Consider the following 22,825-nt stretch of genomic DNA (forward strand, 5'->3'; position numbering starts at 1 on the left):
GGGCGGGGTGGCGGGCGGAGTACTTCCTGCGCATCGCCCGGGCCCTCCCGTCGCTGTTCTCGGTGCGGACGGTGGTGGCCCGCTCGTCGGCGCGAGGTGCGGCGCTGCGGGACGCCTACGGGGTGCGGGTGGTCGACGACGTCGACGCGCTGCTGGCCGACGGCGCCGGTGCCGCCGCCGTCGTGGTGCTGCCCGCGGCCGTCGCGCCGGAGGTGACGACGGCGCTGGTCAAGGCCGGCGTGCCGGTGCTGACGGAGACGCCGCCGGCGCTGGACGTCGCGGCCATGCAGGCGCTGTGGGCGGTCGTCGGCGACGCGCCGGTGCTCGTCGCCGAGCAGTACCGGCACCAGCCGCACCACGCCGCTCGGCTGGCGCTGTCCGCGTCCGGCGTCATCGGGCCGGTCGGCTACGCGCGGGTGTCCGTCGCGCACGGCTACCACGCGACCAGCCTGCTCCGGCTGGCGCTGTCCGCCGGGATGGAGTCGCCGCTGGTCCGAGCGGTCGCGCACGCCGACCCGGTGGCGCGGGTGCATGGCCGCGACGACTGGCACGACGAGGTGGTCGTGCGGCCCGGCACGAACACGATCGCGACGCTGGACTTCGGCGACCGGATGGGCGTCTACGAGTTCACCGGCGAGCAGTACCTCTCCCCGCTGCGCACCCGGCACCTGACCATCCGCGGCGAGCGCGGCGAGATCGCCGACGACGCGGTCGCCTACGTCCGCGGCCCGCGCGACGTCGTCCGCACCCGGATCGTCCGCGACGACACCGGCCACGACGGCGACCTCGCCGGCGCCTGGCTGCGCGGCCTGGACTGCGACGGCCGACGGGTGTGGGCGAACCCGTTCGGCCCGGCCCGGCTCTCCGACGACGAGCTGGCCGGCGCCGCCGTGCTGGCGGAGCTGGCGTCGTTCCTCGACACCGGCGCCGGTGGCTACCGGCTGGCCGACGCCGCGCAGGACCAGTACCTGGCCACGCTGATCGACTCGGCGGCCGCGTCCGGCACGCCCGTCCGGGCCGAGCCGCAGCCGTGGGCGGGCCGGTGAGCGGCGACGTCATCGCGTGGGGCGCCGCGCCGCTGACCGTCACGATCGCGCTGGACGACGACGACCGGCCGCGGCTGGTCGGCTTCGGGCGGGCTGCTGCCGCGTTGCTGCCGGTCGAGCGGGCGTTGCCGCCGGTCGAGCTGGAGCTGCGCGGCGCGGCCAAGGGCCGCGGCTCCCGTCACGTCGAGCAGGCCGCGTCGGCCCGGCTGCGCTACGCCGGGCACGACGCCTCCGACGACCGGCTGGAGCTGCGGCTGACCGACCCGGAGACGGGGCTGCAGGTGACGCAGACCTGGCAGCGCTCCGGCGACGCGCCGGTGCTGCGCTGCCATGCCGAGGTTTCCAACGACGGCACTGCTCCCGTGACGCTGCGGTACGTGTCGTCGCTGGTCGTGGGCGGGTTCGGCGCCGGCGACGGGCCGCACTGGACCTCCCGGCTGCGGCTGTCGTACGCGTCGATGGACACCTGCGCGGAGTTCCAGTGGCGCACGGTGTCGCCCGCCGACCTGGGCCTGCTCGACGTCGGCATCGCCGGTTCCACCCGGCGCCGGATCGCGTTCACCGGCCTCGGCTCGACGCCGTCGGGTGAGTTCCTGCCCGCCGGCGCGATCACCGACACGGTGACCGGGACCGCCGTCGTCTGGCAGATCGAGCACAACGGCGCCTGGCACTGGGAGGCCGGCGACCACCTGTCGAGCGGCTATCTCGCCGTCAGCGGGCCGACGGACCAGGAGCACGAGTGGCGGCAGGTGCTGCGGCCCGGTGACACGTTCCATTCGGTGCCCGTCGCGGTGACGGCGTCGGCGGACGGGCTGCCGGCCGCGCTGTCGGCCCTGACGCCCCACCGGCGGGCGATCCGCCGTCCGCACCCGGACAACGACGCGCTCCCCGTCGTCTTCAACGACTACCTGAACTGCCTGTGGGGCGACCCCGCCGAGGAGAAGCTGCTGCCGATCATCGACGCCGCCGCGAAGGCCGGCTGCGAGGTCTTCTGCGTCGACGCCGGCTGGTACAGCGACGAGCAGTCCTGGTGGTCGTCGGTCGGCGAATGGCTGCCGTCGGCGTCGCGGTTCCCGAGCGGGCTGCCGTCCGTGCTGGACCGGATCGCCGCGCTCGGCATGGTGCCCGGGCTCTGGCTGGAGCCCGAGGTCGTCGGCGTCGACAGCCCGGTCGCCGACCAGCTCCCGCTGGAGGCGTTCTTCCAGCGCGACGGGGAGCGGGTGAACGAGCGCGGCCGGTACCAGCTGGACCTGCGCCATCCGGCCGCCCGCGCCCATCTCGACGCCACGGTCGACCGGCTGGTGGCGCTCGGGGTCGGGTACCTGAAGTTCGACTACAACATCAACATCGGCGCCGGCACCGACGTCTCCGCGGACGGGGCAGGCGCTGGGCTGCTCGGGCACAACCGGGCCTACCTGCGCTGGGTCGAGGACCTGCTGGACCGGCATCCGGGGCTGACGATCGAGTCGTGCGCCGGCGGCGGCGCGCGGACCGACTACGCGACGCTGTCGCTGCACTCGATCCAGTCGACCAGCGACCAGGCCGACCACCTGCGCACCGTGCCGATCGCCGCCGCTGCCGCCACCGCGATCGCGCCCGAGCAGGCCGGCGTCTGGGTCAGCCCGCGCCCGGAGCTGTCGATCGCCGAGACCGAGCTCTGCGTCGTCAACGGGCTGCTGGGCCGCATGCACGTGAGCGGCCGCCCGGATCTGCTGTCCGACGAGCAGTTCGCGGCGGTGGCGTCCGGTCTGGCGGTGTACAAGATGCTGCGTGGGCTGGTCCGGGAGGGGCTGCCGCTGTGGCCGACGGGGCTGCCTGGCTGGACCGACGACTGGGTGAGCTACGGCCTGCGGGCGGGGCCGACGACGCTGCTGTCGGTGTGGCGCCGCGGCGGCGGTTCGGACTCGGTCGAGCTGCCGCTCCCCCACCTGCGCGGGGCGGCCGTCACCGTGACCTGCGCCTACCCCGAGGCTGTCCCCGTCGAGCACCGTTGGGACCGCGAGGCCGGGGTGCTGACGGTGACGCTGCCTCATCCACAGGCGGCCCGGCTCCTGCGACTTGTCCACAGTCGGCCGGTCACCATTTGATCATCGTCCGCGGCGGCCGGTAGGCTTGGCCGCATGTTCGAAGAAGCGCCACTAACTGCTACGTCGTCGCAGGGCTCGGGCCTTGCGGCGGGGCAGTACGTGGCGCTGCCGGCCGACGTCGAACGGATGCCGACGGGTCCGGAGCTGGCGGCCGCGCTGGCCGCTTTCGACCCCGAGGCCGACACCGCTGAGGCCTACGATCTCGTCGAGGCGGCTGCCGCATGGGCGCGGCTGGCCGCCTGGGTGGCGGGCAACGAGGCGCGGGTGCTGGCCGCCCTGGCGTCGCGAGCCGAGATGCGCCCGGACTTCTCCGGGTACCGCTCGGTCAGCCCGGTCACGAACACCGCGGTCGAAGTGGCCGGACGCTGCCAGGTCACCACCCGGCAGGCCGAGAACCATGTCGGCCACTCCCTGCAACTGGTGAACGACTTCCCCGCCACCCAGGCCGCCCTCACGGCCGGGCTGATCGACCTGCGCCGCGCCCGGGTCCTCACCGACGAGCTCGGCGCGCAGGAGCCGGACGTGCGCGCCCGGGTCGAGGCCGCCGTGCTGCCGAAGGCGCCGGCGATGGACGCGGTGGCGCTGCGCAAGCTGGTCAAACGGGTGCTCCACGAGCTCGCTCCGGTCGAGACCGCCGAGCGGCACCGGCTGGCCCGGGAGGGCCGCTACGTCGCCGTGACACCGGCGTCGGACGGGATGGCCTTCCTCGAGGCGCTGCTGCCGGCCGAGGACGCCACGGCGCTCAACACCGTCCTGAAGGTCGCGGCCGCCGACGCGAAGCGTGCCGACACCGCGGCCGGCCGGCCGGTCCGCGGCTACGACCAACGTCGCGCGGACGCTCTCGCCGAGCTGGGCTGGGCCGCACTCGCCGCCTGCGCCGGCATGGAGCGTCGCCCCACCGGCCGCGAGGCCGCCGCGGAGGCCTCCACCGGCGACCAGCCGCCCGCGGACACGCGAACCTCCACCGGCCACCGGACGGACGCGCACACGCCAACCCCTACCGGTCACCGGCCGCGGCGGCCGGTCAGCGTGCACGTCACGGTCCCGTTCACCGCCCTCGCCGGCCTCACCGACGAGCCGGGCGAGCTGCGCGGCTACGGACCCATCTCCGCTCCGGTCGCCAGAGAACTGGCCGCCGCAGGGGTGTGGACCTGGCTGCGGACGGATCCGGCGACCGGCCAGGTGCTCGACGCCGGCCGGCGTACCTACCGGCCGACCACGGCGCTCGCCGAGTTCATCGTCGCCCGCGACCGCACGTGCCGCGCGCCCGGATGTCATCAGCCGGCCGCGAACAGCGACATCGACCACGTCATCCCGTTCGCGGCCGGCGGCACCACCGTCAGGGCGAACTGCCAGGCGTTGTGCGAGACCCACCACCTGCTCAAACACCGCGGCCACTGGACGGTGCGACGGGGGCCCGGTGGCATCACCCGATGGCGCGGCCCCACCGGCCACCACTACACCAAGCCGCCAGAAGCCGTCGGCGCGCCGCTCGCCGACGCGCTGCCGCCCTGACGGTCGCCCCACCATCGACGCTGCCGCCACCACCGCGCAAGCGCCGCCGCGGGAACGTCGCCGGCCACCTGCACGGCTCAGAGCCGCGGGGCGATGCCCTCCGCGACCAGCTCCTTGAGCACGTCGCCGGCCGCTTCCAGGGTGCGCTCGATGTCCTCCTCGGTGTGCGAACCGGACACGTGGTTGCGCTTCAGCGCGATCGGCAGCATCAGGAAGCCCCGGTCGGTCATCCGGCGGTGGAACGTCGCGTAGGCGCGGGCGTCGTTGCCCAGCAGCTCCCGGTACCCGCGCACCGGCGGGGGCACGAAGTAGACGTTGAAGGTGCCGCCGAAGCCGCTGACCGTCGCGGCGATGCCGTGCTCGTCCAGCAGCGAGGCGAGGCCGTCGCGCATCCGCTGGCCGAGCCGGTGGGTGCGCTCGTAGAAGTCCGGGTGGTCGCGCAGGTAGCTGACCGTGGCGATCGTCGCCGCGGCGGAGACGCGGTTGCCGTTGAAGGTGCCGCCCATGAGGACGTCGCCGCCGGCTGTGTCGAATCGCTCCATCAGCGAGCGTGGGCCGGCCAGCCCGGACACGGGGAAGCCGTTGCCCATCGCCTTGCCGTAGGTGGTGAGGTCCGGCAGCACGCCGCAGACCTGCTGGTAGCCGCCGAGGCTGTGCCGGAACCCGGTGATCACCTCGTCGAAGATCAGCAGCGAGCCCTGCTCGCGGGTCAGCTCGCGCAGCCCGGTGATGAACTCCTGGGTCGGCAGCAGCGCGCCGACGTTGTGCGGGATCGGCTCCAGGATGACCGCGGCGATCTGCTCCGGGTGCGCCTCGTACAGTGCCTTCACCGAGTCCAGGTCGTTGAACTCCGCGATCAGCGTGGCGTCGAGCACCGCGTCGAGGATGCCGGCGGAGAGCGGGTCACGCCGGTAGGCGCGCTCCGGCGGCGAGATCATGTTCCGCGCCACCGAGTCCGACCAGCCGTGGTACGTGCCCTGGAACTTCACCAGCAGCGGCCGCCCGGTCACGCCGCGGGCCAGCCGGATCGTGTGCGCGACCGCCTCGCTGCCGCTCATCACCGTCACCGCCTGCTCGGCGGACGGGATGACGCTGGTCAGCAGCTCGGCCATCTCGATCTCCAGCTCGCTGATGCCGAGGCCGATGAGGTCGGGCCGGCCGTTGATCGCGTCGATCACGGCCTGGTTGACCACCGGATGGTTGTGCCCGAGCAGCACGGCGCCGAACGCGCAGTGGTAGTCGAGGTAGCGGCGGCCGTCCGCGTCGGTGACGTACGCACCCTCGGCAGCGGTGAACGCGTACGGGGAGCCGATCCACCGCGTGACGGTGTTCGCGCCGCCCGGGATGACGCGGCGGGCGGCCTCGTCGAGGGCGGCGCCGCGGGGCGACGCGACGGAGCCCACGGACAACGTACCCACGGTGCGCGGCTGCAGGTCTGGGATGGTCATGTCGTCCCCTCGATCTGAAATTCTGTTTTGTATTTGGAGGCTAAGGATCCGGCCAGTTCCATGTCAACCACGCATGTCTTGACACCGGTCGACGGAGACACCAGCATCGGGGTGTGGAATCTAGTTCCGGATATGACCGGCCGGTCGGCGTTCTCGTCGTCGGGACCGGCGCCATCGCCGAGCTTCACCTCGCCGCCGTCCACGCGCACCCGGGTGCGACGCTCGCGGGTGTCGCCGACCTCGTCCCCGTCCGCGCCGCCGCGGCCGCCCGCGCGCACGGCGGCGTGCCGTGGGACACCGACCTCGCGACGGCGCTGGCCCGGCCCGGCGTCGACGCCGTCATCGCCTGCCCGCCCAACGACGCGCACGCCGAGGTCGGCCTCGCCGTCGCGGCCGCCGGCAAGCACCTGCTGATCGAGAAGCCGCTGGCGACCACCGTCGACGACGCGGACCGCCTGGTCGCGGCGTTCGCGGACCACGGCCTGACGCTGACCGCGGCGCACACGCACCGCCACTACGACTACGCCCGCGCGGTGCACGCGGCCATCGCGGACGGAACCGTGGGCCGGCCCCGGCTGATCCGGCTGAGCGTGCTCGGCGGTTGGATCTGGCCGGACTGGCGCGCCTGGGTGCTCGACCCGGCCCGCTCCGGCGGCCACGAGCTGCACAACGGCGTGCACCTGCTGGACCTGGTGACCTGGTGGATGGGCGACGATCCGGTCCGCGTGTACGCGCGCGGGCGCAAGCAGACCGCCGCCGAGCTGGAGATCCACGACTATCTGGAGCTCGTGGTCGAGTTCGCCGGCGGCGGTGTCGCGGTCTGCGAGATGAGCCGCGGCCACCGCCCGGCCACGCTCGGCTACCGCGACGTCCTCGTCGTCGGCGACGGCGGCAGCTACGCGATCCCGTGGGACGGCGCCGCCGCGACGCTGTTCGGCGAGGCCGGCACCGCTCTGCTGCCGGTCGCGGAGTCCGACGGCTTCGCCACCCAGCTGGACGCCTGGCTGACGGCGATCCGCGGCGGCCCCGACCCGATGCCGGCCACCGACGCCGCGCGCGCGGTCGTCCTCGCCGTCGCCGCGCGCGAGTCGATCGCCACCGGCGCACCCGTCGAGGTGATGGCGGCGTGAGCGCCCGCCGGCTCACCGCCCGCCTCGTCGGCCTGACCGAGCAGCACCCGTACACGGCCGCCGTCCGCGCCCACGCCGGTTTCGAACTCACGAACAGCGACGACGCCGACGTCGTCGTGCTGGCCGTCCCACTCGCCGACCGGCCGGCCGCCGTGGAGCAGACCGTCAAGGCCGGGAAGCACACCGTCGTGCACGGCGTGCTGGCCGAGGACCCGGACCAGGCCGCCGAGCTGGCCGCCCTCGCCCAGAACCAGGGCACCGTCTGCCTGCCGGACTACCACGTCCGGTTCCAGCCGGCCGTCCGCGCGGCGAGGGCCGCCGTCGCCGCCGGCCGGGTCGGGCTGCCGTGGAACGTCCAGGGCGACCTGATCAGCTCCGACACGGCCGCGAAGCCGGCGTCGCTGGCCGTTCACGCGATCGACACCGTCCGGGCGCTCACCGGCCTGCCGGTCCGCACGGTCCGCCGCACCGACGCCGGCAGCGTGCTGCTGCTCCTGCTCACGCACGACCACGGCGTCACCAGCACGCTCGCCGTCGGGCACGCACCCGGCGCGGCCACGCACCGCTACCGGATCAGCGGCTCGCACGGCATGCTCGACGTCGACGCGAGCAAGCCCGCCTGGGCCGGCGGCGCGTCGATGGCGGGGCTGCTCACCGAGCTGCACACCGCCGTCGTCACCGACCGGCCGGCCGAGCTGAGCCTCGACGACGCGGTCGCTGCGCAGCGGGTCCTCACCGACGTCAGAACCGCCGAGGGGAGCACGGCATGAGGCTGGTCAGCTACCGCCGCGACGGCGCGCTGCGACACGGCGTCCTCGCCGTCGGCACCGGCGTCGATGCCGCCGGCGTCGACCGCGCCGAGGTCGTCGAGCTGGGCGACGGCGACCTGAACGTCCTTCTGGACGAGCACGGCACGCTGCGCGGCTGGACCCCGCCGGACGGCCCGCGCCACCGGCTCGGCGACGTCCGCCTGACCGCCCCGCTCACGCGCCCGGGCAAGCTGCTCGCGGCCGCCGCGAACTACCAGGCGCACGTCCTCGAGGCGGGGGCGGAGCCGCTGAACCGGTCGACGCTGGCGCCGCGGCTGTTCCTGATGCCGCCGACGGCGATCGCCGGCCCCGGCGACCCGATCGCGCTGCCCGCCGTCAGCACCCAGGTCGACTGGGAGGCCGAGCTGGTGGTCGTCGTCGGCGCGCGGGCCCGCGACCTCACCCCGGAGAACGCGCTGGACGTCGTCGCCGGGTACGCCGTCGGCAACGACGTGTCGGCGCGGTCGCTGGACTACGGTTTCCGGCGCGACGCGTCGGACCCGGCGACCGGCTTCTTCGACTGGCTCGCCGGCAAGTGGCCGGACGGGTTCTGCCCGTTCGGTCCCTACCTGGTGACGGCGGACGAGGTGCCCGACCCGCAGGACCTGCCGATCGAGCTGACCGTGAACGGGGCGCTGAAGCAGGCCGCGTCGACGAAGGACATGATCTTCACCGTGGCCGAGCTGCTGGCGTTCGCGTCCCGGCTCATGACGCTGGAGCCGGGCGACGTGCTGCTCACCGGCACACCGGACGGCGTCGGGATGGCGAGCGGTGAGTTCCTGGCCGACGGCGACGAGGTCACCGTCCGCATCGGCGGGCTGGGCGAGCTGACCAACCGGATGGTCCGGTGACCGTTGCGCTGCGGGGCGGCGACGTCCTGGACGGGCTCGGCGGGCCCGCCGTGCGGGCGGACGTGCTGGTCCGCGCCGGCGTCGTGGTGGCCCACGGGACGCCCGACACGGTCATCGACGTCACCGGGCTGGTCGTCTGCCCGGGCTTCGTCGACCTGCACTCCCATTCGGACCTGACGCTGCTGTCCGCGCCGCGGGCGCCCAGCAAGGTGCGTCAGGGCGTCACCACCGAGGTCGTCGGGAACTGCGGTCTGGGCGTGGCGCCGATCGCCGCCGACGTCGCCGAGCTGCGCGCCGCCGCCGGCTACCTCGACCTGGACCCGGCCGTGCCGCTGGACTGGCAGGGCTTCGGCGAGTACCTCGACGCGCTGGCCGCGGCCCGGACCAGCGTCAACGTCGCCGCCCTGGTGCCGCACCTGCCGCTGCACGCGGCGGCGGCCGGCTGGGACGACGGCCCGGCCGACCTGGACCGGCTGCGCGGCCTGCTGGCCGAGTCGTTCGCGGCCGGCGCGGCGGGCGTGTCGACCGGCCTGTGCTACGGACCGCTCGTGCACGCCGGCGAGGACGAGCTGACGGCGATCGGCGCGGTCGCGGCCGAGCACGGCCGGGTGTTCGCCTGGCACCTGCGCGACTACGGCGCCGGCCTGCTCGACGCCGTCGACGAGGCGCTGCGGGTGGCCGAGCGGACCGGCTGCCGCACCCAGCTGTCGCACCTGGTCTCCGTCGGCCGGAAGAACTGGGGCGGCGTCGCGGCGGCGCTGGAGCGGGTCGACGCGGCCCGCGACCGCGGCCTGGACGTCGCCGTCGACGTCTACCCGTACCTGGCCGGCAACGCGCCGCTGTCCCAGCTGCTGCCGGCGTGGGCACAGAACGGCGGCGCCGACGCGATGAAGGTGCGGCTGGCCGACCCCGACGTCCGGGCACGCGTGGCCACAGAATGGCAGGACCTGCCGTGGACCTGGGACGAGATCACCGTCAGCCGGGTGCCGGCCGGCCCCGACGACGCCGCGACCGGCCGCACGCTGGCGCAGCTGGGTGACCACCCCGCGGACGTGGCGCTGGACCTGCTGCACCGGCACGGCAACGCCGTCCTCGCCGTCGGCACCGGCCGCAGCGAGGACGACCTGCTGGCCGCGCTGCGCCATCCCGCGTCGGTGATCGGCTCCGACGGCCTGGCGCTGGACCCGGACGGCCCGACCGGCGCCGGCCAGCCGCACCCGCGGTCCTACGGGACCTACCCGCGGCTGCTGCGCGACTATGTGGGCCCGGGCCGGCTGAGCCTGGCGGAGGCGGTGGCCAAGTGCACGTCCGCCCCCGCGGAAAGAGCCGGCCTGCGCGATCGCGGCGTGCTCGCGCCCGGCCGGCCCGCCGACATCGTCGTCCTGGACCCGGCCGCCGTCGCCGACCGGGCCACATACACCGACCCGCAGCGCTATCCGGGCGGGATCGCGCTGGTCATGGTCAACGGGACCGCCGTGGTGGACGGCCGCGGCCACACCGGCGCGCGGCCCGGCAGCGTCCTACGAGTCGAGGAGTAGCCAGGTGATCGACGTACACACGCACTGCCTGCTGCGGGAGCACTGGGGCCACGAGTGGGAGGACCACTGGCAGCCGGTCTACGGCCGGGAGTGGACCGACGTCACCACCGAGCACTTCGACGAGTCCATGCAGGGCGTCACGACGGCGTTCGTGTTCGGGCTGCGCGCGAGCGCCCTCGGCGTGGCGACGCCGAACGACTTCGTCGCCTGGTTCTGCGCGAACACCGAGACCGACACCGTCGGCTTCATGGCGCTGGACCCGTCCGACCCCGACGTGCTGGACCAGCTCGCCGACGGCGTCGCGAAGGGGCTGCGCGGCATCAAGCTCTACCCCGTCCTGGCCCGGTTCGACCCGCGCGACACCGCGCACGACCCGTTCTACCGGGCCGCGGCCGACAACGGCCTGGTCGTGCTCTGGCACATGGGCGCGACGCCGAGCCCGGCCGGCGACCTGTCGCTGAGCGAGCCGTTGCTGGTCGACGACGTCGCCCGGCGGCACCCGGACCTGGTGCAGATCATCGCCCACCTGGGACACCCGTGGCAGCGCGAGACCATCGTCGTGCTGCGGAAGAACCGCCGGGTGTTCGCCGACGTCTCTGCGGCGTGGGCGCTGCCGTTCGACGGCTACCACGCGCTGGTCCGCGCCCAGGAGTGGAAGGTCGTGCCGAAGCTGCTGTTCGGCTCGGACTACCCGCTGTGGACGCCGGCCCAGGCCGCCGACGGGCTGCGGATGCTGGCCGCGATGCGCCCGGACGGGCTGCCGCGCATCGAGGCGTCGACGGTCGAGTGGCTGGTCGACGGCGACCCGCGGCCGGCGCTGGGACTGGCATGAGGCTGGCCGACGTCGCGACGCCGGCGCTGCTGGCCGACCAGCCCCGGCTGGTGCGGAACCTGACGGCGATGGCGACGCTGCTGGCGAGGGCCGGGGTGGCGCACCGGCCGCACATCAAGACGTCGAAGTGCCTGGACGTGGTCCGGCGCCAGCTGGCGCTGGGCGCGACCGGCGTCACCTGCGCGACGCCGGCGGAGGTCAGGCTGCTGCTCGACGCCGGGGTCCAGGATGTGCTCTGGGCGCACGCTCCGGTCGGCCCGGCCAAGGTCGCGTTCGCCGTGTCGGCCGCGGCGGGCGGACGGCTGACCGTCGCGCTGGACTCGGCCGCCGTCGCGGCGCCGCTGGCCGAGGCGGCCGATGCGGCCGGCGTGACGATCCCGTACCTGCTCGAGGTCGACACCGGGCTGGGCCGGATGGGCGTCGCGCCGGACGACGCGGCCGCCGCCGTCGCGGAGCTGGCGCCGTACCCGTCGCTGCGGCTGCGCGGGGTGATGACGCAGGAGGGCCACGTCGGCGCCGCCCTGGGCGACCGGGACGCGCAGGCGGCGGCGGGACGGCGGGCCGGCGAGGCGCTCGTCGGGGCGGCCGAGGCGCTGCGGGCCGCCGGCCACGAGTGCCCGGTCGTCTCCGTCGGCTCGACGCCCGGCGCGGCCAGCACGCCGTTCGTCCCCGGCGTCACCGAGGCCCGGCCCGGCACCTATGTCTACTACGACAGCAACCAGATCGCCGTCGGCGCCGCGACGCTCGCCGACTGCGCGCTGACCGTGCTGACCAGGGTCGTCAGCACCCGGCGCGGCGACCGGGTGATCGTCGACGCCGGGCTGAAGGCGATGAGCAACGACCCGGCCGCGACCGGCGGCGGGCTCGGCACCGTCTGCGACGCCGAGCTCAACCCCGTGGAGGATGTCGTGTTCGAGTACGCCCACGAGGAGCACGGCTTCCTCACCGGCCCCGGCATCGCGAACCTCGCCGTCGGCGACCTGCTGCGGATCGTGCCGAACCACGCCTGCGGCACCGTGAACATGTTCGGCGGGGTGCACCTCGTCGAGGACGACCGGGTGCTGAACCGGTGGACGATCGGGGCGCGGCACTGATGCGCGTCACCGGCGTGACGACCGTCCTGCTGCGGGCCGGCGACAGCACCGCCGCGATCGTCGAGCTGCGCACCGACACCGAGGTGACCGGGCTGGGCGAGACCTACGCGGGCGTGTTCGTCCCGCACACCGTGCCGGCGATCGTCGACCGGTTCGGCGCGCTGCTGACCGGCCGCCGGATCGACCCCGAGGACCCGGCCGGGGAGCTGCGGCGGCTGCGCCGCGAGACCGCGTTCTGGGCGACGTCCGGGCTCGGCGCGGGCGTGCTCGCCGGAGTCGAGGCGGCGCTGTGGGACCTCGCCGGGAAGGCGCTCGGGATGCCCGTGCACCGGCTGCTCGGCGGGCCGCGGCACGAGCGGCTGCCGGTGCTGGCCACGGGCGGGCCGTCGCGGCCGGCCGGCGAGCTGTACCGGACCGTCGAGCACCACCTCGGACAGGGGTTCGCCGGCGTGCGGTTCGGGCTGGACCACGGCGACGACCTCGCCGAGGTGCTCGGGTCGCTGCGCGAGCGGTTCGGCGCCGGTCCGGAGCTGGCGGTCGACTGCCACGGGGAGATGCGCGAGCCGTCGCGGCGCTGGGACGTCGCGACGGCCGCCGCCGCGCTGGCCGCCGCGGCGCCGCACCGGCCGCTGTACGTCGAGGAGCCGCTGGCCTACGACGACCCGGCCGCCTACGCGGAGCTGCGCACCGCGACGGACCTCCTCGTCGCCGGCGGCGAGCGGCTGGCGAGCTACGCCGAGTTCGCCCCCTGGGTCCGGGCCGGTGCGTTCGGCGTGCCGCAGCCGGACGCGTCGTGGGCCGGCGTCACCGACGTGCTCGCCGTCGCCGCCGGCGGCGGCCGCATCGCGCCGCACAGCTGGAGCGCCGGCGTCGGCGCGCTGCAGAACGTGCACGCCGGGTTCGCCGCCGCGACCACGCTGACGCTCGAGCTGCCGGCGACGCCCGGGCCCCTGCGCACCGAGCTGTGGGGCGACGCCGTCGCCGTCCGGGACGGCCACCTCACCCCGCCGGAGGCGCCCGGCTGGGGCGCCGTCCTCACCGACGAGGTCAGGGAGCGGTACGCGCTGCGCTGAGGCACATCGTGCCGACGGTCGTCAGCCGACCGGCGCCGTCGCGCACCCAGCAGTCGTCCCAGTGGTCAGCAGAGCCGGCCTCGGCCCAGACCGGCTCGCCCACGGCCAGCGGCGCGACGAACTTCACGTCCAGCCGGCCCGCGGTGAACCAGTCCGCGCCGTGCCGCTCGACCCCGAGCTCCAGCAGGTAGCAGGCCTGCTGCAGGCCCTGGACCAGCGGCCCGTCCAGCCCGGCGGCGTGCGCGACGCCGAGGTCGGTATGGATGTTGCGCTGGAACTTGCCGGCGTTGGAGAACAGCACGACCTGGTCGGCGTGCGGCACCTTGCGCCTGGACTGCGCGGCCGCCGGCGGGGCGGACGGCCCGGCGCCGCGGCCGACGAACTCCCCCGGCTGCGCGCTGAGGATCTCGACACCGCGGTGGCTCATCAGCAGCGTGCCGTCGGCGCCGTGGGCCTGCGCCTCCAGCACCACGTAGCCCTTGCCGCGCCGCTCGTACTTGTCGACGTAGCGGCCGCGGATCGTGACCTTCTCGCCCAGCCGCACCGGCGCGTGGAAGTCCAGCCGCTCGTGCGTGTGGATGTTCAGGCACTCCTCTTGCCGGTACTGGTGGTAGTAGACCAGCAGCAGCTCGTTGGCCAGCAGCCCCGGGTGCGCGATCCGGCCGCCGAACGGAGACTCCTCCAGGTACCACGGGTGGCGGTCGTCCTGGACGAACGCGAACGCCTCGATCGCGTGCTCGTCCACCTCGACGACCGCCGGCCCCAGCTCCTCGCCGGCCTCGACCAGCTCCCAGCGCGGCGACTTCACCCGCGCAGCTCCCGCCGCAGCACCTTGCCGGTGGCCGTCTTCGGGATCTCCGGCAGGATCTCGACGTCGCGCGGGCACTTGTAGGCGGCCAGGTGCTCGCGGCAGAACGCGATCAGCTCGGCCGGCTCGGCCGACTCCCCCGCCCGCAGCGACACGAACGCCTTCACCGTCTCGCCGCGGTACTCGTCCGGCACCCCGACGACGGCGGCCTCGTGCACGGCCGGATGCTGGTACAGGACGTCCTCGACCTCGCGCGGCCACACCTTGAAGCCCGACGCGATGATCATGTCCTTCGACCGGTCCAGCAGGTAGAACCAGCCGCCGGCGTCGCGCTTGCCGACGTCGCCGGTGCGCAGCCAGCCGCCGTCGACGATGGCCTCCGCGGTCGCCTCCGGGCGCTGCCAGTAGCCCGGCACGACCCCTTCGCCGCGGATCCAGAACTCGCCGACCTCACCGACCGGCACGTCGGCGCGGGTGTCCGGGTCGACGACGCGGACGTCGGTGTCCGGCACCGGCACGCCGATCGACAGCGCGCCGGTGTCCGCGTCGACCGGCGCGCGCCCGCCGAGCGGCACCATGTGCGTGGGCGACGTCGTCTCCGTCAGGCCGTAGCAGTTGTGGATGTAGCCGCCGGCGAGGTCCTGCCACTGCTCGACGGTGGCCGGCGGCACCGGCGCGCCACCGCTGAACGTCTTCGCGAACGCCGTCAGGTCCCGGGTGGCGATGTCCGGGCAGGCCATCAGCGCGCGGAACGCGGTGATGCTGGCCAGCGTGAACGTGCCGCGGTGGCGTTCGAGCGCCCACAGGATCGTGGCCGGGTCGAACCGGTACGTCAGCACGATCGGCGCGCCCGCGGCGAACGCGACGCCGGTGATCGCGGTCGGCCCGATGATGTGGAACAGCGGCGCCAGCGCGGCCACCACGTCCCGCTCGTCGATGCGCGCCCAGGAGCGCCACAGCCCGGCGATGAAGGCCAGGTTGCGGTGCGTGTTCATCGCACCCTTCGGCCGGCCCGTGGTGCCGGACGTGTAGCTGAGCACGGCGACGTCGCCCGGCGCCGGGAGGTGCGGCGGCGGCCGCCGGCCGGCGTACTGCCGGGTCAGCGCCACCAGGTCCTCCGTGCCGTCCGGCCGGTCGCCGCGGGCGACGCCGGCGAGCAGCGGCGGGACCGCGTCGAGGAAGTCCAGCTCGGACGTCGTGATGACGGTCTTGACGTCGGTCCGCCGGACCACGCCGGCCACCACGTCGCGGTACAGCGACTCCAGCACCACCATCGCCGTCGCGCCGGAGTCGGTCAGGTGGTACTCGACCTCGGGCGGGCGGAACATCGGGTTCAGCGGCACCCAGATCGCGCCCAGCTTCCACACCGCCAGCTCGGCGAGGATGAACTGCGGCACGTTCTGGGTCATCAGCGCGACGCGGGACCCCGGGCCGACGCCGCGTTCGGACAGTGCGACGGCGAGCGCGCCGGACAGCTCGTCCACGGTCGCGTAGTCGAGGACGGTGTCGAAGTAGACCAGGCACGGTGCCGACGGCGTCCTGGTCGCGGACGCGGCGAAGTGCTCCAGGGAACTCGCGGCCATTGCGGCTCCTACTGCTGCTCAGGGAAGTGACAGGCGACGCTCTGTGTGCCGGACTGCGTGGGCGTCAGGACCGGCTCCGTCGTCGCGCACACGTCCTGGGCCTTCCAGCAGCGGGTGCGGAACCGGCAGCCCGACGGCGGGTTGCGCGGGCTGGGCACGTCGCCGCTGAGCACGATCCGGTCCGGCCGGTCCCGCAGCGCCGGGTCGGGCAGCGGGATCGCCGACAGCAGCGCCCGCGTGTACGGGTGCGCCGGACGCTCGAAGATGTCGAGCTTGTCGCCGGACTCGACCACCTTGCCCAGGTACATGACGATGACGCGGTCGCAGCTGTGCCGCACCACCGACAGGTCATGCGAGATGAACAGGTACGCCAGGCCGAGCTCGCGCTGCAGTGTCGCCAGCTGGTTCACCACCTGTGCCCGGATCGACACGTCCAGCGCGGACACCGGTTCGTCCAGCACCAGCACGCTCGGGTCCAGCGCGAGCGCGCGGGCGATGCCCAGGCGCTGGCGCTGGCCGCCGGAGAACTCGTGCGCGTACCGGTTCAGGTGCTCGGCGGACAGCCCGACCATCTCCAGCAGCTCGACCACCCGGTCGCGCCCGCCGGAGCGGTAGCCGCCCTGCACCCGCAGCGGCTCGGAGACCAGCTCGCGGGCGGTCATCCGCGGGCTCAGCGACGAGTACGGGTCCTGGAAGACGATCTGGATCGCGCAGCGCAGCTCGCGCCGGTCCGCCGCCGGCATCGTCTCGACGTCCACGCCGCGGAACCGCACCGTCCCCGACGTCGGCGTGGTCAGGCCGACGAGGATCTGGCCGACGGTGGACTTCCCGCAGCCGGACTCCCCCACCAGGCCGAGCGTCTCGCCGACGCGCAGCGAGAAGCTGACACCGTCCAGCGCCCGGATCGCCGCGACCTGCCGGCGCAGCACGCCGCCGCGGACCGGGAAGAACTTGCGCAGGTCCTCGACGCCGACGATCTCGTCGGTCAGGGTCGCCGTCATCGGGCCATCACCAGCTCCTCGTGGAAGTGGCACGCCGACGCGTGCCCCGGCGCGAGCGGCACCAGGCCCGGGCGCTCCGTCACGCACCGGTCCCGGCCGGCCGCGACCGGGCAACGAGCGGCGAACGTGCAGCCGACCGGCGGCGCGACCAGGTTCGGCGGGCTGCCCGAGATCGGGGTCAGCTCCTCGGTGTCGCGGTCCAGCCGGGGCAGGCTCTCCAGCAGGCCGAGCGTGTACGGATGCCGAGGCGCGGCGAACACCGTCGTGACGTCGCCCTGCTCGACGATCGCGCCGCCGTACATCACCACGACCCGGTCGGCCATCTCGGCGACGACGCCGAGGTCGTGGGTGATGAGGATGGTGGCGGCGCCGGTCTCGCGCTGCGCCTTGCGCAGCAGGCCGAGCACCTGTGCCTGGATCGTCACGTCCAGCGCGGTGGTCGGCTCGTCGGCGATGAGCAGCGCCGGGTCGTTGGCGATCGCCATCGCGATCATCACCCGCTGGCGCATGCCGCCGGAGAACTCGTGCGGGTACTGCCGGGCCCGCGAGTCCGGGTCCGGCACGCCGACCAGCGTCAGCAGGTCGACGGCGCGCTGCCAGGCCTGCTTGCGGGTGACCGGCCGGTGCAGCCGGACCACCTCGGCGATCTGCTTGCCGACCCGGTGCACCGGGTTCAGCGCCGTCATCGGGTCCTGGAAGATCACCGAGATGTCGTCGCCGCGCAGCGCCCGCAGCCGGTCCGGCGTCGCCGCCAGCAGGTCCTCGCCACGGAACCGGATGCCGCTCGCGCTCACCCGGGCCGGCGGGCGGCGCAGCAGGCCGAGCACGGCCATCGCCGTCACGCTCTTGCCGGAGCCGGACTCGCCGACGACGCACAGCATCTCGCCCGGCTCGACGTCGAACGAGACGCCGTTGACGGCGTGCACCGTGCCGGCCTCGGTGCCGAACTCGACCACGAGGTCACGGACCTCCAGCAGTGCGCTCATCGCAGCGCCCCCAGCGTCGTGCGCGGGTCGAGCGCGTCGCGCAGCCCGTCGCCGACGAAGTTCACCGCGAGCACCGTCAGCGCGACCGCGATGCCCGGCGGCAGCCACATCCACGGCATCGAGCTGATCAGCGTGAGGTTCTGCGCGTCGGTGAGCATGTTCCCCCAGCTCGCGGCCGGCGGCTCGACGCCGAGGCCGAGGAAGGACAGCGTCGCCTCGGCCATGATCGCCTGGGCGACGCCGAGCGTCGCCACCACCGTCACCGGGCCGAGCGCGGCCGGCACCAGGTGCCGGGTGATCAGCCACCAGCCGCCCGCGCCGAACGAGCGGGCCGCCTTGACGAACTCGCGCTCGCGCACCGACAGCGTGACGCCGCGGACGACGCGTCCGGCGGCCGGCCAGCCGAACACGCCCATCGCCAGCACCAGCGTGACGACGCTCGGCCCGAGCACCCCGGCCACGACGATGATCACCACCAGCGCCGGGAACGACAGCATGATGTCCGCCGTCCGCATGATGACGGTGTCGGCCCAGCCGCGGAACAGCCCCGCGACGGCGCCGAGCAGCGTGCCGATCGCCACCGAGATCAGCGACGCGGCGATGCCGACGCCGAGCGAGATCCGGCCGGCGTGCAGCAGCCGGGCGAACACGTCGCGCCCGGCCGAGTCCGTGCCCAGCCAGTGCTCCGCGGACGGCGCCTGCCGGAACGCCGCCAGGTCCACCTCGTTCGGGTGGTGCGGCGCGATGACGTCGGCCAGCAGGGCGGCGACGACGATGACGCCCAGCGTCACCAGGCCCACCATCGCCATGCGGTGACGGCGGAACCGGCGCCAGGCCAGGCCGGCCGGGCCGCGGGTGGACACCGGGGTGGTGGCGGCGAGCGCGGCCGCCGGCTCCATGGCAGCGGTCATTGCAGGCTCACCCGTGGGTCGGCGATGGAGTACAGGACGTCCGCGAGCATGTTCGACAGCAGCACAAGGATCGCGACGAAGAACGCGAACCCGATGATCACCGGGTAGTCCTGCTGGTTGACCGCGGAGATGACCAGCTGGCCCATGCCGGGCCAGGCGAAGATCTGCTCGACGACGACGGCGCCGACCAGCAGCGCCGGCAGCGTCAGGCCGAGGATGGTGATCAGCGGGATCAGCGCGTTGCGCAGCACGTGGCCGAAGAGGATCCGCCGCGGCGTGGCGCCCTTCGACTCCGCCGTCTTCACGTACTCGGAACCGAGTTCCGCGATCACACCGCTGCGCACGTATCTGGTGAAGGGCCCGGCCACCCCGAACGTCAGGATCGCCACCGGCATGACCAGGTGGTGCAGCGAGTCGCCGAGGCTCGGCGCGCCCGGCGTCGACATCCCCGCCGACGGCACCCAGCCCAGCTGCAGCGCGAACACGTAGATGGCCAGGATGCAGAGGAAGAAGCCGGGGATCGACACCGCGCCGAGGCTCAGCGCCGCGGTCCAGTAGTCGACGGCGGTGTTGCGGCGGACCGCGGCGAGCATGCCCAGCGGGATCGCGATCGCGATGCCGAGCGCCAGCCCCAGCCCCATCAGCTCGATCGTCGGGCCGAGCCGCTCGGCCAGCAGCTCCGACACCGGCCGGTTGTTGGTCAGCGAGTAGCCGAGGTCGCCGGTGGCCACGCCCTGCAGCCAGGACCAGTACTGCGCCGGCAGCGGCCGGTCCAGCCCCAGCTCGTGCCGCTTCTGCTCGATGAAGTCCGCGCTGTCGGCGCCGAGCTGCTCGACCGGCACCATCATCGTGACCGGGTCGCCCGGCGCGGCGTGCACCAGCCCGAACAACCCGATCGTCACGAGGAACAGCACGAGCACGCTCACCGCGAAGCGCCGCACGAGGTACGCCGCCATGATCACCGTCCTCGGAATCTGAAACAGTGTTCCAAGGATTGCGGCGGCTCAGGACGGTGTCAAGGGTCAGCCCACGGGCTCGATGGCCGATCGCATCAGGGACGAGCGCAGGTACTCCAGCACGGCGACCACGTCGGCGTCGCCGGCCAGGCCGGACGCGACCCTGCCCAGCACGGTCAGGTAGCGCTTCTGCTCCTCCAGGCCGAACTCCGCGGCCGGGCCGGAGACGCTGACCGCGGCCAGCACCTCGCCGCGCACCGAGACCGGCACCGCAAGGCAGCGCAGCCCGGTGCTGGACTCGTTGTCGTCGAACCCATAACCCCTGCGCAACGTCGTGCGCAGCTCGCGCTGGAACGCCGCCAGCGAGGTGATGGTGCGGTCGGTGTAGGCGGGGAAGGGCTCGGCCGGGACGTGCGCCGCGACCTCGTCGGCGTCGAGGACGGCCAGCAGCACCTTGCCCAGCCCGCTGACGTAGGCCGGCGCGCGGTGGCCGGCGGCGCTGGCGTAGCGCAGCGCGCGGTCGGGCTCGCGGACGCACACGTGCAGCACCTGGTCGCCGTCGAGCAGGCCGAGGTTGCCGGTCTGCGAGGTCTCCCCGGCCAGCTCCTCCAGGTAGTGGCCGGCCACCTGGGAGATGTCCAGCTGCGCCACGTAGGCGTCGGAGAGCAGCTGCACCTTGTGCCCCAGCCGGTAGGCCGGCCGCTCGTCTACCCGGACCACGTACTCCTCCCGGTCCAGCACGCTGAGCAGCCGGACCAGGGTGCTCTTCGGCATCCCGGTGTGCTCGTGGAAGTCGGCGATCGTCTGCGGCGACCGGCCGCGGGCCAGGATCTCCAGCACGTTCAGGCCGCGGGACAGCGCCTGCGCGTGGTAGTGGACGGCGTCGGTCTCGCTGTTGCGGGCCATAAGGCGACCTCCGGCGGAAGCTTGAACAGGAATAGCGTTTCAGATGAAGAGGCTAGCAGCGGAAGCGTCCGCGGCCCTTCACCCTTGACGCCGCCCTCGTCGCGACCGGATCATCTGACGTTGGAACGCTGTTTCGGATTTGACTGGTGGAGGCACGGTGGCGGAGGACGCGGAGACGATCGAGTGGCGCGCGCCCGGCGTCCGGCTGCTGCTGTCGGCGCCGCCGGACGGTGCGGTGCGGGTCCGCGGGCTGGCCGCCGGCGACGTCTCCCCCGGCGTGACGCATCCGCTGGTCGAGCTGGCCGTCGACGGGCAGGGGCGGGTGGACCGCAGCGCGCACGCGCAGCACCGGTTCACCGCCGCCGGGCAGCGGCTGCGGTACCGCTCGCACGGCGCCGACGGCGCGCGCTTCTCCGTCACGCAGGCCGATCCTGCCTCCGGACTCGTCGTGACCAGCGTCGTCGAGGCGACGGCGCCCGGCGTCGTCCGGGCGTGGAACGAGGTCCGCAACGACGGTCCGGCCCCCGTCACGCTGGACTTCGTCTCGTCGCTGGTGCTCACCGGGTTCGGCACGGTCGGGCCGGAGCTGCGCCTGCACCACGCCCGCAACGCGTGGTGCGCCGAGGCCCGCTGGCACGAGCTGTCGCTGGAGGACGCGGGCATCGTCGCGGTGGGCCGGCTGCACCGACCCGCGGACACCTCGCTCGGCCAGTTCGCCGTCACCACCACCGGGTCCTGGTCGACCGGCGACCACCTGCCGATGGGCGCGCTGGTCCGGCGCGACACCGGACACGCCTGGCTGTGGCAGCTGGAGCACAACGGGCCCACGCACTGGGCGGCCGGCGATCACGACGACGACGTGTTCCTGCTCTGCTCCGGGCCCACGGCGGCCGAGCACCAGTGGCGCCGGCGGCTGGCTCCGGGTGCGGTGCTCGGCTCCGTCCCGGTGGTGGTCGTCGTGTCCGCCGACGGCCTGGAGCACGCGTTCGGCCTGCTGACCGAGCACCGGCGGCGGGTGCGCCGGCCGCACGACGACAACGAGCGGCTGCCGGTCGTCTTCAACGACTACATGAACTGTCTCAAGGGCGACCCGACCGAGGCCACCGTCGCGCCGCTGATCGAGGCCGCGGCCGCCGCCGGCGCGGAGTACTACGTCATGGACGCGGGCTGGCACGCCGTTCCGAAGCCGTGGTGGGACGAGGTCGGCGCGTGGGAGGAGTCGCGCGACCGGTTCCCCGGCGGGCTGGCCGCGACGATGGACCGGATCCGGGCCGCCGGCATGATCCCGGGCCTGTGGATCGAGCCGGAGGTCGTCGGCGTGCGCAGCCCGGCCGCGGCGGCTCTGCCGGACGAGGCGTTCTTCCAGCGCGACGGCCGCCGCCTGGTCGAGGTCAGCCGCTACCACCTGGACCTTCGGCACCCGGCCGCCCGCGCCCACCTGGACACGACGGTGGACCGGCTGGTCCGCGACTACGGACTCGGCTACCTCAAGCTCGACTATAACATCGACGTAGGCGCCGGCACTGACCACGCGTCGGACAGCCTCGGCGACGGCCTGCTCGGCCACCAGCAGGCGCTGCTGGCCTGGCTGGACGACGTCCTGGACCGGCACCCCGGGCTGGTGATCGAGAACTGCGCCTCCGGCGGCATGCGCTCCGACGCGGCGATGCTGTCGAGGCTGAGCATCCACTCCACCAGCGACCAGACCGACCACCGCCGCTACCCGGCGATCGCGGCCGCCGCACCCACCGTCGTCACGCCCGAGCAAGGAGCGGTGTGGGCCTATCCGCAGCCGTTCCTGTCCGCCGAGGAGAACGCGTTGACGCTGGTCAACCCGCTGCTCGGCCGCGTGCACCTGAGCGGGCGGATCGACCAGCTGGACGACGCGCAGGCGGCGTCGGTGGCCGCCGCGGTCGCCGCCTACAAGGAGTACCGGCACCGGCTGCCACGGGCCCGGCCGCGCTGGCCGCTGGGGCTGCCGCGCTGGTCCGACCCGTGGGTGGCGCTGGCCCTGGACGACGAGCAGGGGACGCTGCTGGCGGTGTGGCGGCGCGAGGGCCCGGACTCGGTGACGCTCCCGCTGCCCTGGCTGGCCGGCGCCGGCGTGACGCCTGTCGTCCGCTACCCCGCCGACCTCCCGACGGCGCTGGACTGGTCCGACGCCACCGGCACGCTGGACGTCACCCTCCCTGGTCCCTACGCCGCCCGCCTGATCGAGCTCCGCCGCTAGCCCCCATGATCATCAACCTTT

The 22,825-nt window shown here is 74.2% G+C and carries 19 protein-coding genes; 11 read left to right on the forward strand and 8 right to left on the reverse strand.

Going from position 1 to position 22,825, the window contains the following annotated elements; all coding sequences use genetic code 11:
* The 3 genes from C1I92_RS02940 to C1I92_RS02950 all read left to right on the forward strand — a co-directional run.
* On the forward strand, positions 1-1,046 hold a 1,046-nt coding region (locus tag C1I92_RS02940), incomplete at its 5' end, for a Gfo/Idh/MocA family oxidoreductase (protein WP_111253178.1).
* Positions 1,043-3,133: a glycoside hydrolase family 36 protein gene (locus C1I92_RS02945; RefSeq protein WP_111253278.1), complete on the forward strand. Its 2,091-nt coding sequence runs from the start codon at positions 1,043-1,045 to the stop codon at positions 3,131-3,133. The genes C1I92_RS02940 and C1I92_RS02945, both read left to right, overlap by 4 nt.
* 33 nt (positions 3,134-3,166) lie before the next feature.
* Positions 3,167-4,648 (forward strand): HNH endonuclease signature motif containing protein, encoded by a 1,482-nt coding sequence (locus tag C1I92_RS02950; RefSeq protein ID WP_111253179.1) that lies wholly within the window; start codon positions 3,167-3,169, stop codon positions 4,646-4,648.
* 77 nt (positions 4,649-4,725) lie between these two features.
* Here C1I92_RS02950 and C1I92_RS02955 read toward each other — a convergent pair whose 3' ends face one another.
* Positions 4,726-6,096, reverse strand: coding sequence for an aspartate aminotransferase family protein (locus C1I92_RS02955; RefSeq protein ID WP_111253180.1), 1,371 nt, complete (start codon positions 6,094-6,096; stop codon positions 4,726-4,728).
* Between the two features lie 113 nt (positions 6,097-6,209).
* Between C1I92_RS02955 and C1I92_RS02960 the strand changes: the two genes are divergently transcribed.
* From C1I92_RS02960 to C1I92_RS02990, 7 genes are read left to right on the forward strand one after another with little or no spacing between them, the layout of a single operon-like run.
* Positions 6,210-7,226 (forward strand): Gfo/Idh/MocA family protein, encoded by a 1,017-nt coding sequence (locus tag C1I92_RS02960; RefSeq protein ID WP_111253181.1) that lies wholly within the window; start codon positions 6,210-6,212, stop codon positions 7,224-7,226.
* Entirely contained in the window at positions 7,223-7,996 is a 774-nt protein-coding gene (locus C1I92_RS02965) for a Gfo/Idh/MocA family oxidoreductase (RefSeq protein ID WP_111253182.1), read from the forward strand. Before C1I92_RS02960 ends, C1I92_RS02965 begins: the two co-directional genes overlap by 4 nt.
* On the forward strand, positions 7,993-8,886 hold the full coding sequence (locus tag C1I92_RS02970; RefSeq protein WP_111253183.1) for a fumarylacetoacetate hydrolase family protein: 894 nt from the start codon (positions 7,993-7,995) through the stop codon (positions 8,884-8,886). Before C1I92_RS02965 ends, C1I92_RS02970 begins: the two co-directional genes overlap by 4 nt.
* Complete coding sequence (locus C1I92_RS02975; RefSeq protein WP_111253184.1) at positions 8,883-10,424, forward strand: N-acyl-D-amino-acid deacylase family protein; 1,542 nt, start codon at positions 8,883-8,885, stop codon at positions 10,422-10,424. The genes C1I92_RS02970 and C1I92_RS02975 overlap by 4 nt, the downstream gene beginning before the upstream one ends.
* Positions 10,425-10,428: 4 nt before the next feature.
* Positions 10,429-11,256, forward strand: coding sequence for an amidohydrolase family protein (locus C1I92_RS02980; RefSeq protein ID WP_158563940.1), 828 nt, complete (start codon positions 10,429-10,431; stop codon positions 11,254-11,256).
* Positions 11,253-12,350, forward strand: coding sequence for an alanine racemase (locus tag C1I92_RS02985; RefSeq protein WP_111253186.1), 1,098 nt, complete (start codon positions 11,253-11,255; stop codon positions 12,348-12,350). The genes C1I92_RS02980 and C1I92_RS02985 overlap by 4 nt, the downstream gene beginning before the upstream one ends.
* On the forward strand, positions 12,326-13,423 hold the full coding sequence (locus C1I92_RS02990; protein ID WP_111253187.1) for a mandelate racemase/muconate lactonizing enzyme family protein: 1,098 nt from the start codon (positions 12,326-12,328) through the stop codon (positions 13,421-13,423). Before C1I92_RS02985 ends, C1I92_RS02990 begins: the two co-directional genes overlap by 25 nt.
* Here the strand turns inward: C1I92_RS02990 and C1I92_RS02995 are convergent.
* The 7 genes from C1I92_RS02995 to C1I92_RS03025 form a co-directional block, all read right to left on the reverse strand.
* Positions 13,398-14,231: a hotdog family protein gene (locus C1I92_RS02995; RefSeq protein ID WP_111253188.1), complete on the reverse strand. Its 834-nt coding sequence runs from the start codon at positions 14,229-14,231 to the stop codon at positions 13,398-13,400. The genes C1I92_RS02990 and C1I92_RS02995 overlap by 26 nt on opposite strands.
* Positions 14,228-15,814: an AMP-binding protein gene (locus tag C1I92_RS03000; RefSeq protein ID WP_111253189.1), complete on the reverse strand. Its 1,587-nt coding sequence runs from the start codon at positions 15,812-15,814 to the stop codon at positions 14,228-14,230. Before C1I92_RS03000 ends, C1I92_RS02995 begins: the two co-directional genes overlap by 4 nt.
* An 8-nt stretch (positions 15,815-15,822) precedes the next feature.
* Positions 15,823-16,815: an ABC transporter ATP-binding protein gene (locus tag C1I92_RS03005; protein WP_111253190.1), complete on the reverse strand. Its 993-nt coding sequence runs from the start codon at positions 16,813-16,815 to the stop codon at positions 15,823-15,825.
* On the reverse strand, positions 16,812-17,801 hold the full coding sequence (locus C1I92_RS03010; RefSeq protein WP_111253191.1) for an ABC transporter ATP-binding protein: 990 nt from the start codon (positions 17,799-17,801) through the stop codon (positions 16,812-16,814). Before C1I92_RS03010 ends, C1I92_RS03005 begins: the two co-directional genes overlap by 4 nt.
* A complete protein-coding gene (opp4C, locus tag C1I92_RS03015) occupies positions 17,798-18,712 on the reverse strand; it encodes an oligopeptide ABC transporter permease (protein WP_199520904.1) in 915 nt (304 codons plus the stop codon). The genes C1I92_RS03010 and opp4C overlap by 4 nt, the downstream gene beginning before the upstream one ends.
* Positions 18,709-19,668: an ABC transporter permease gene (locus C1I92_RS03020; RefSeq protein ID WP_146605002.1), complete on the reverse strand. Its 960-nt coding sequence runs from the start codon at positions 19,666-19,668 to the stop codon at positions 18,709-18,711. The genes opp4C and C1I92_RS03020 overlap by 4 nt, the downstream gene beginning before the upstream one ends.
* 66 nt (positions 19,669-19,734) lie before the next feature.
* Positions 19,735-20,574, reverse strand: coding sequence for an IclR family transcriptional regulator (locus tag C1I92_RS03025; RefSeq protein ID WP_111253194.1), 840 nt, complete (start codon positions 20,572-20,574; stop codon positions 19,735-19,737).
* 157 nt (positions 20,575-20,731) lie between these two features.
* On the opposite strand from C1I92_RS03025, the gene C1I92_RS03030 reads away from it, so the two are divergent.
* Positions 20,732-22,804: a glycoside hydrolase family 36 protein gene (locus C1I92_RS03030; protein ID WP_199520905.1), complete on the forward strand. Its 2,073-nt coding sequence runs from the start codon at positions 20,732-20,734 to the stop codon at positions 22,802-22,804.
* Positions 22,805-22,825: the final 21 nt, after the last annotated feature.

It is taken from the genome of Jiangella anatolica, from assembly GCF_003236295.1.
Classification (GTDB): Bacteria; Actinomycetota; Actinomycetes; order Jiangellales; family Jiangellaceae; genus Jiangella; species Jiangella anatolica.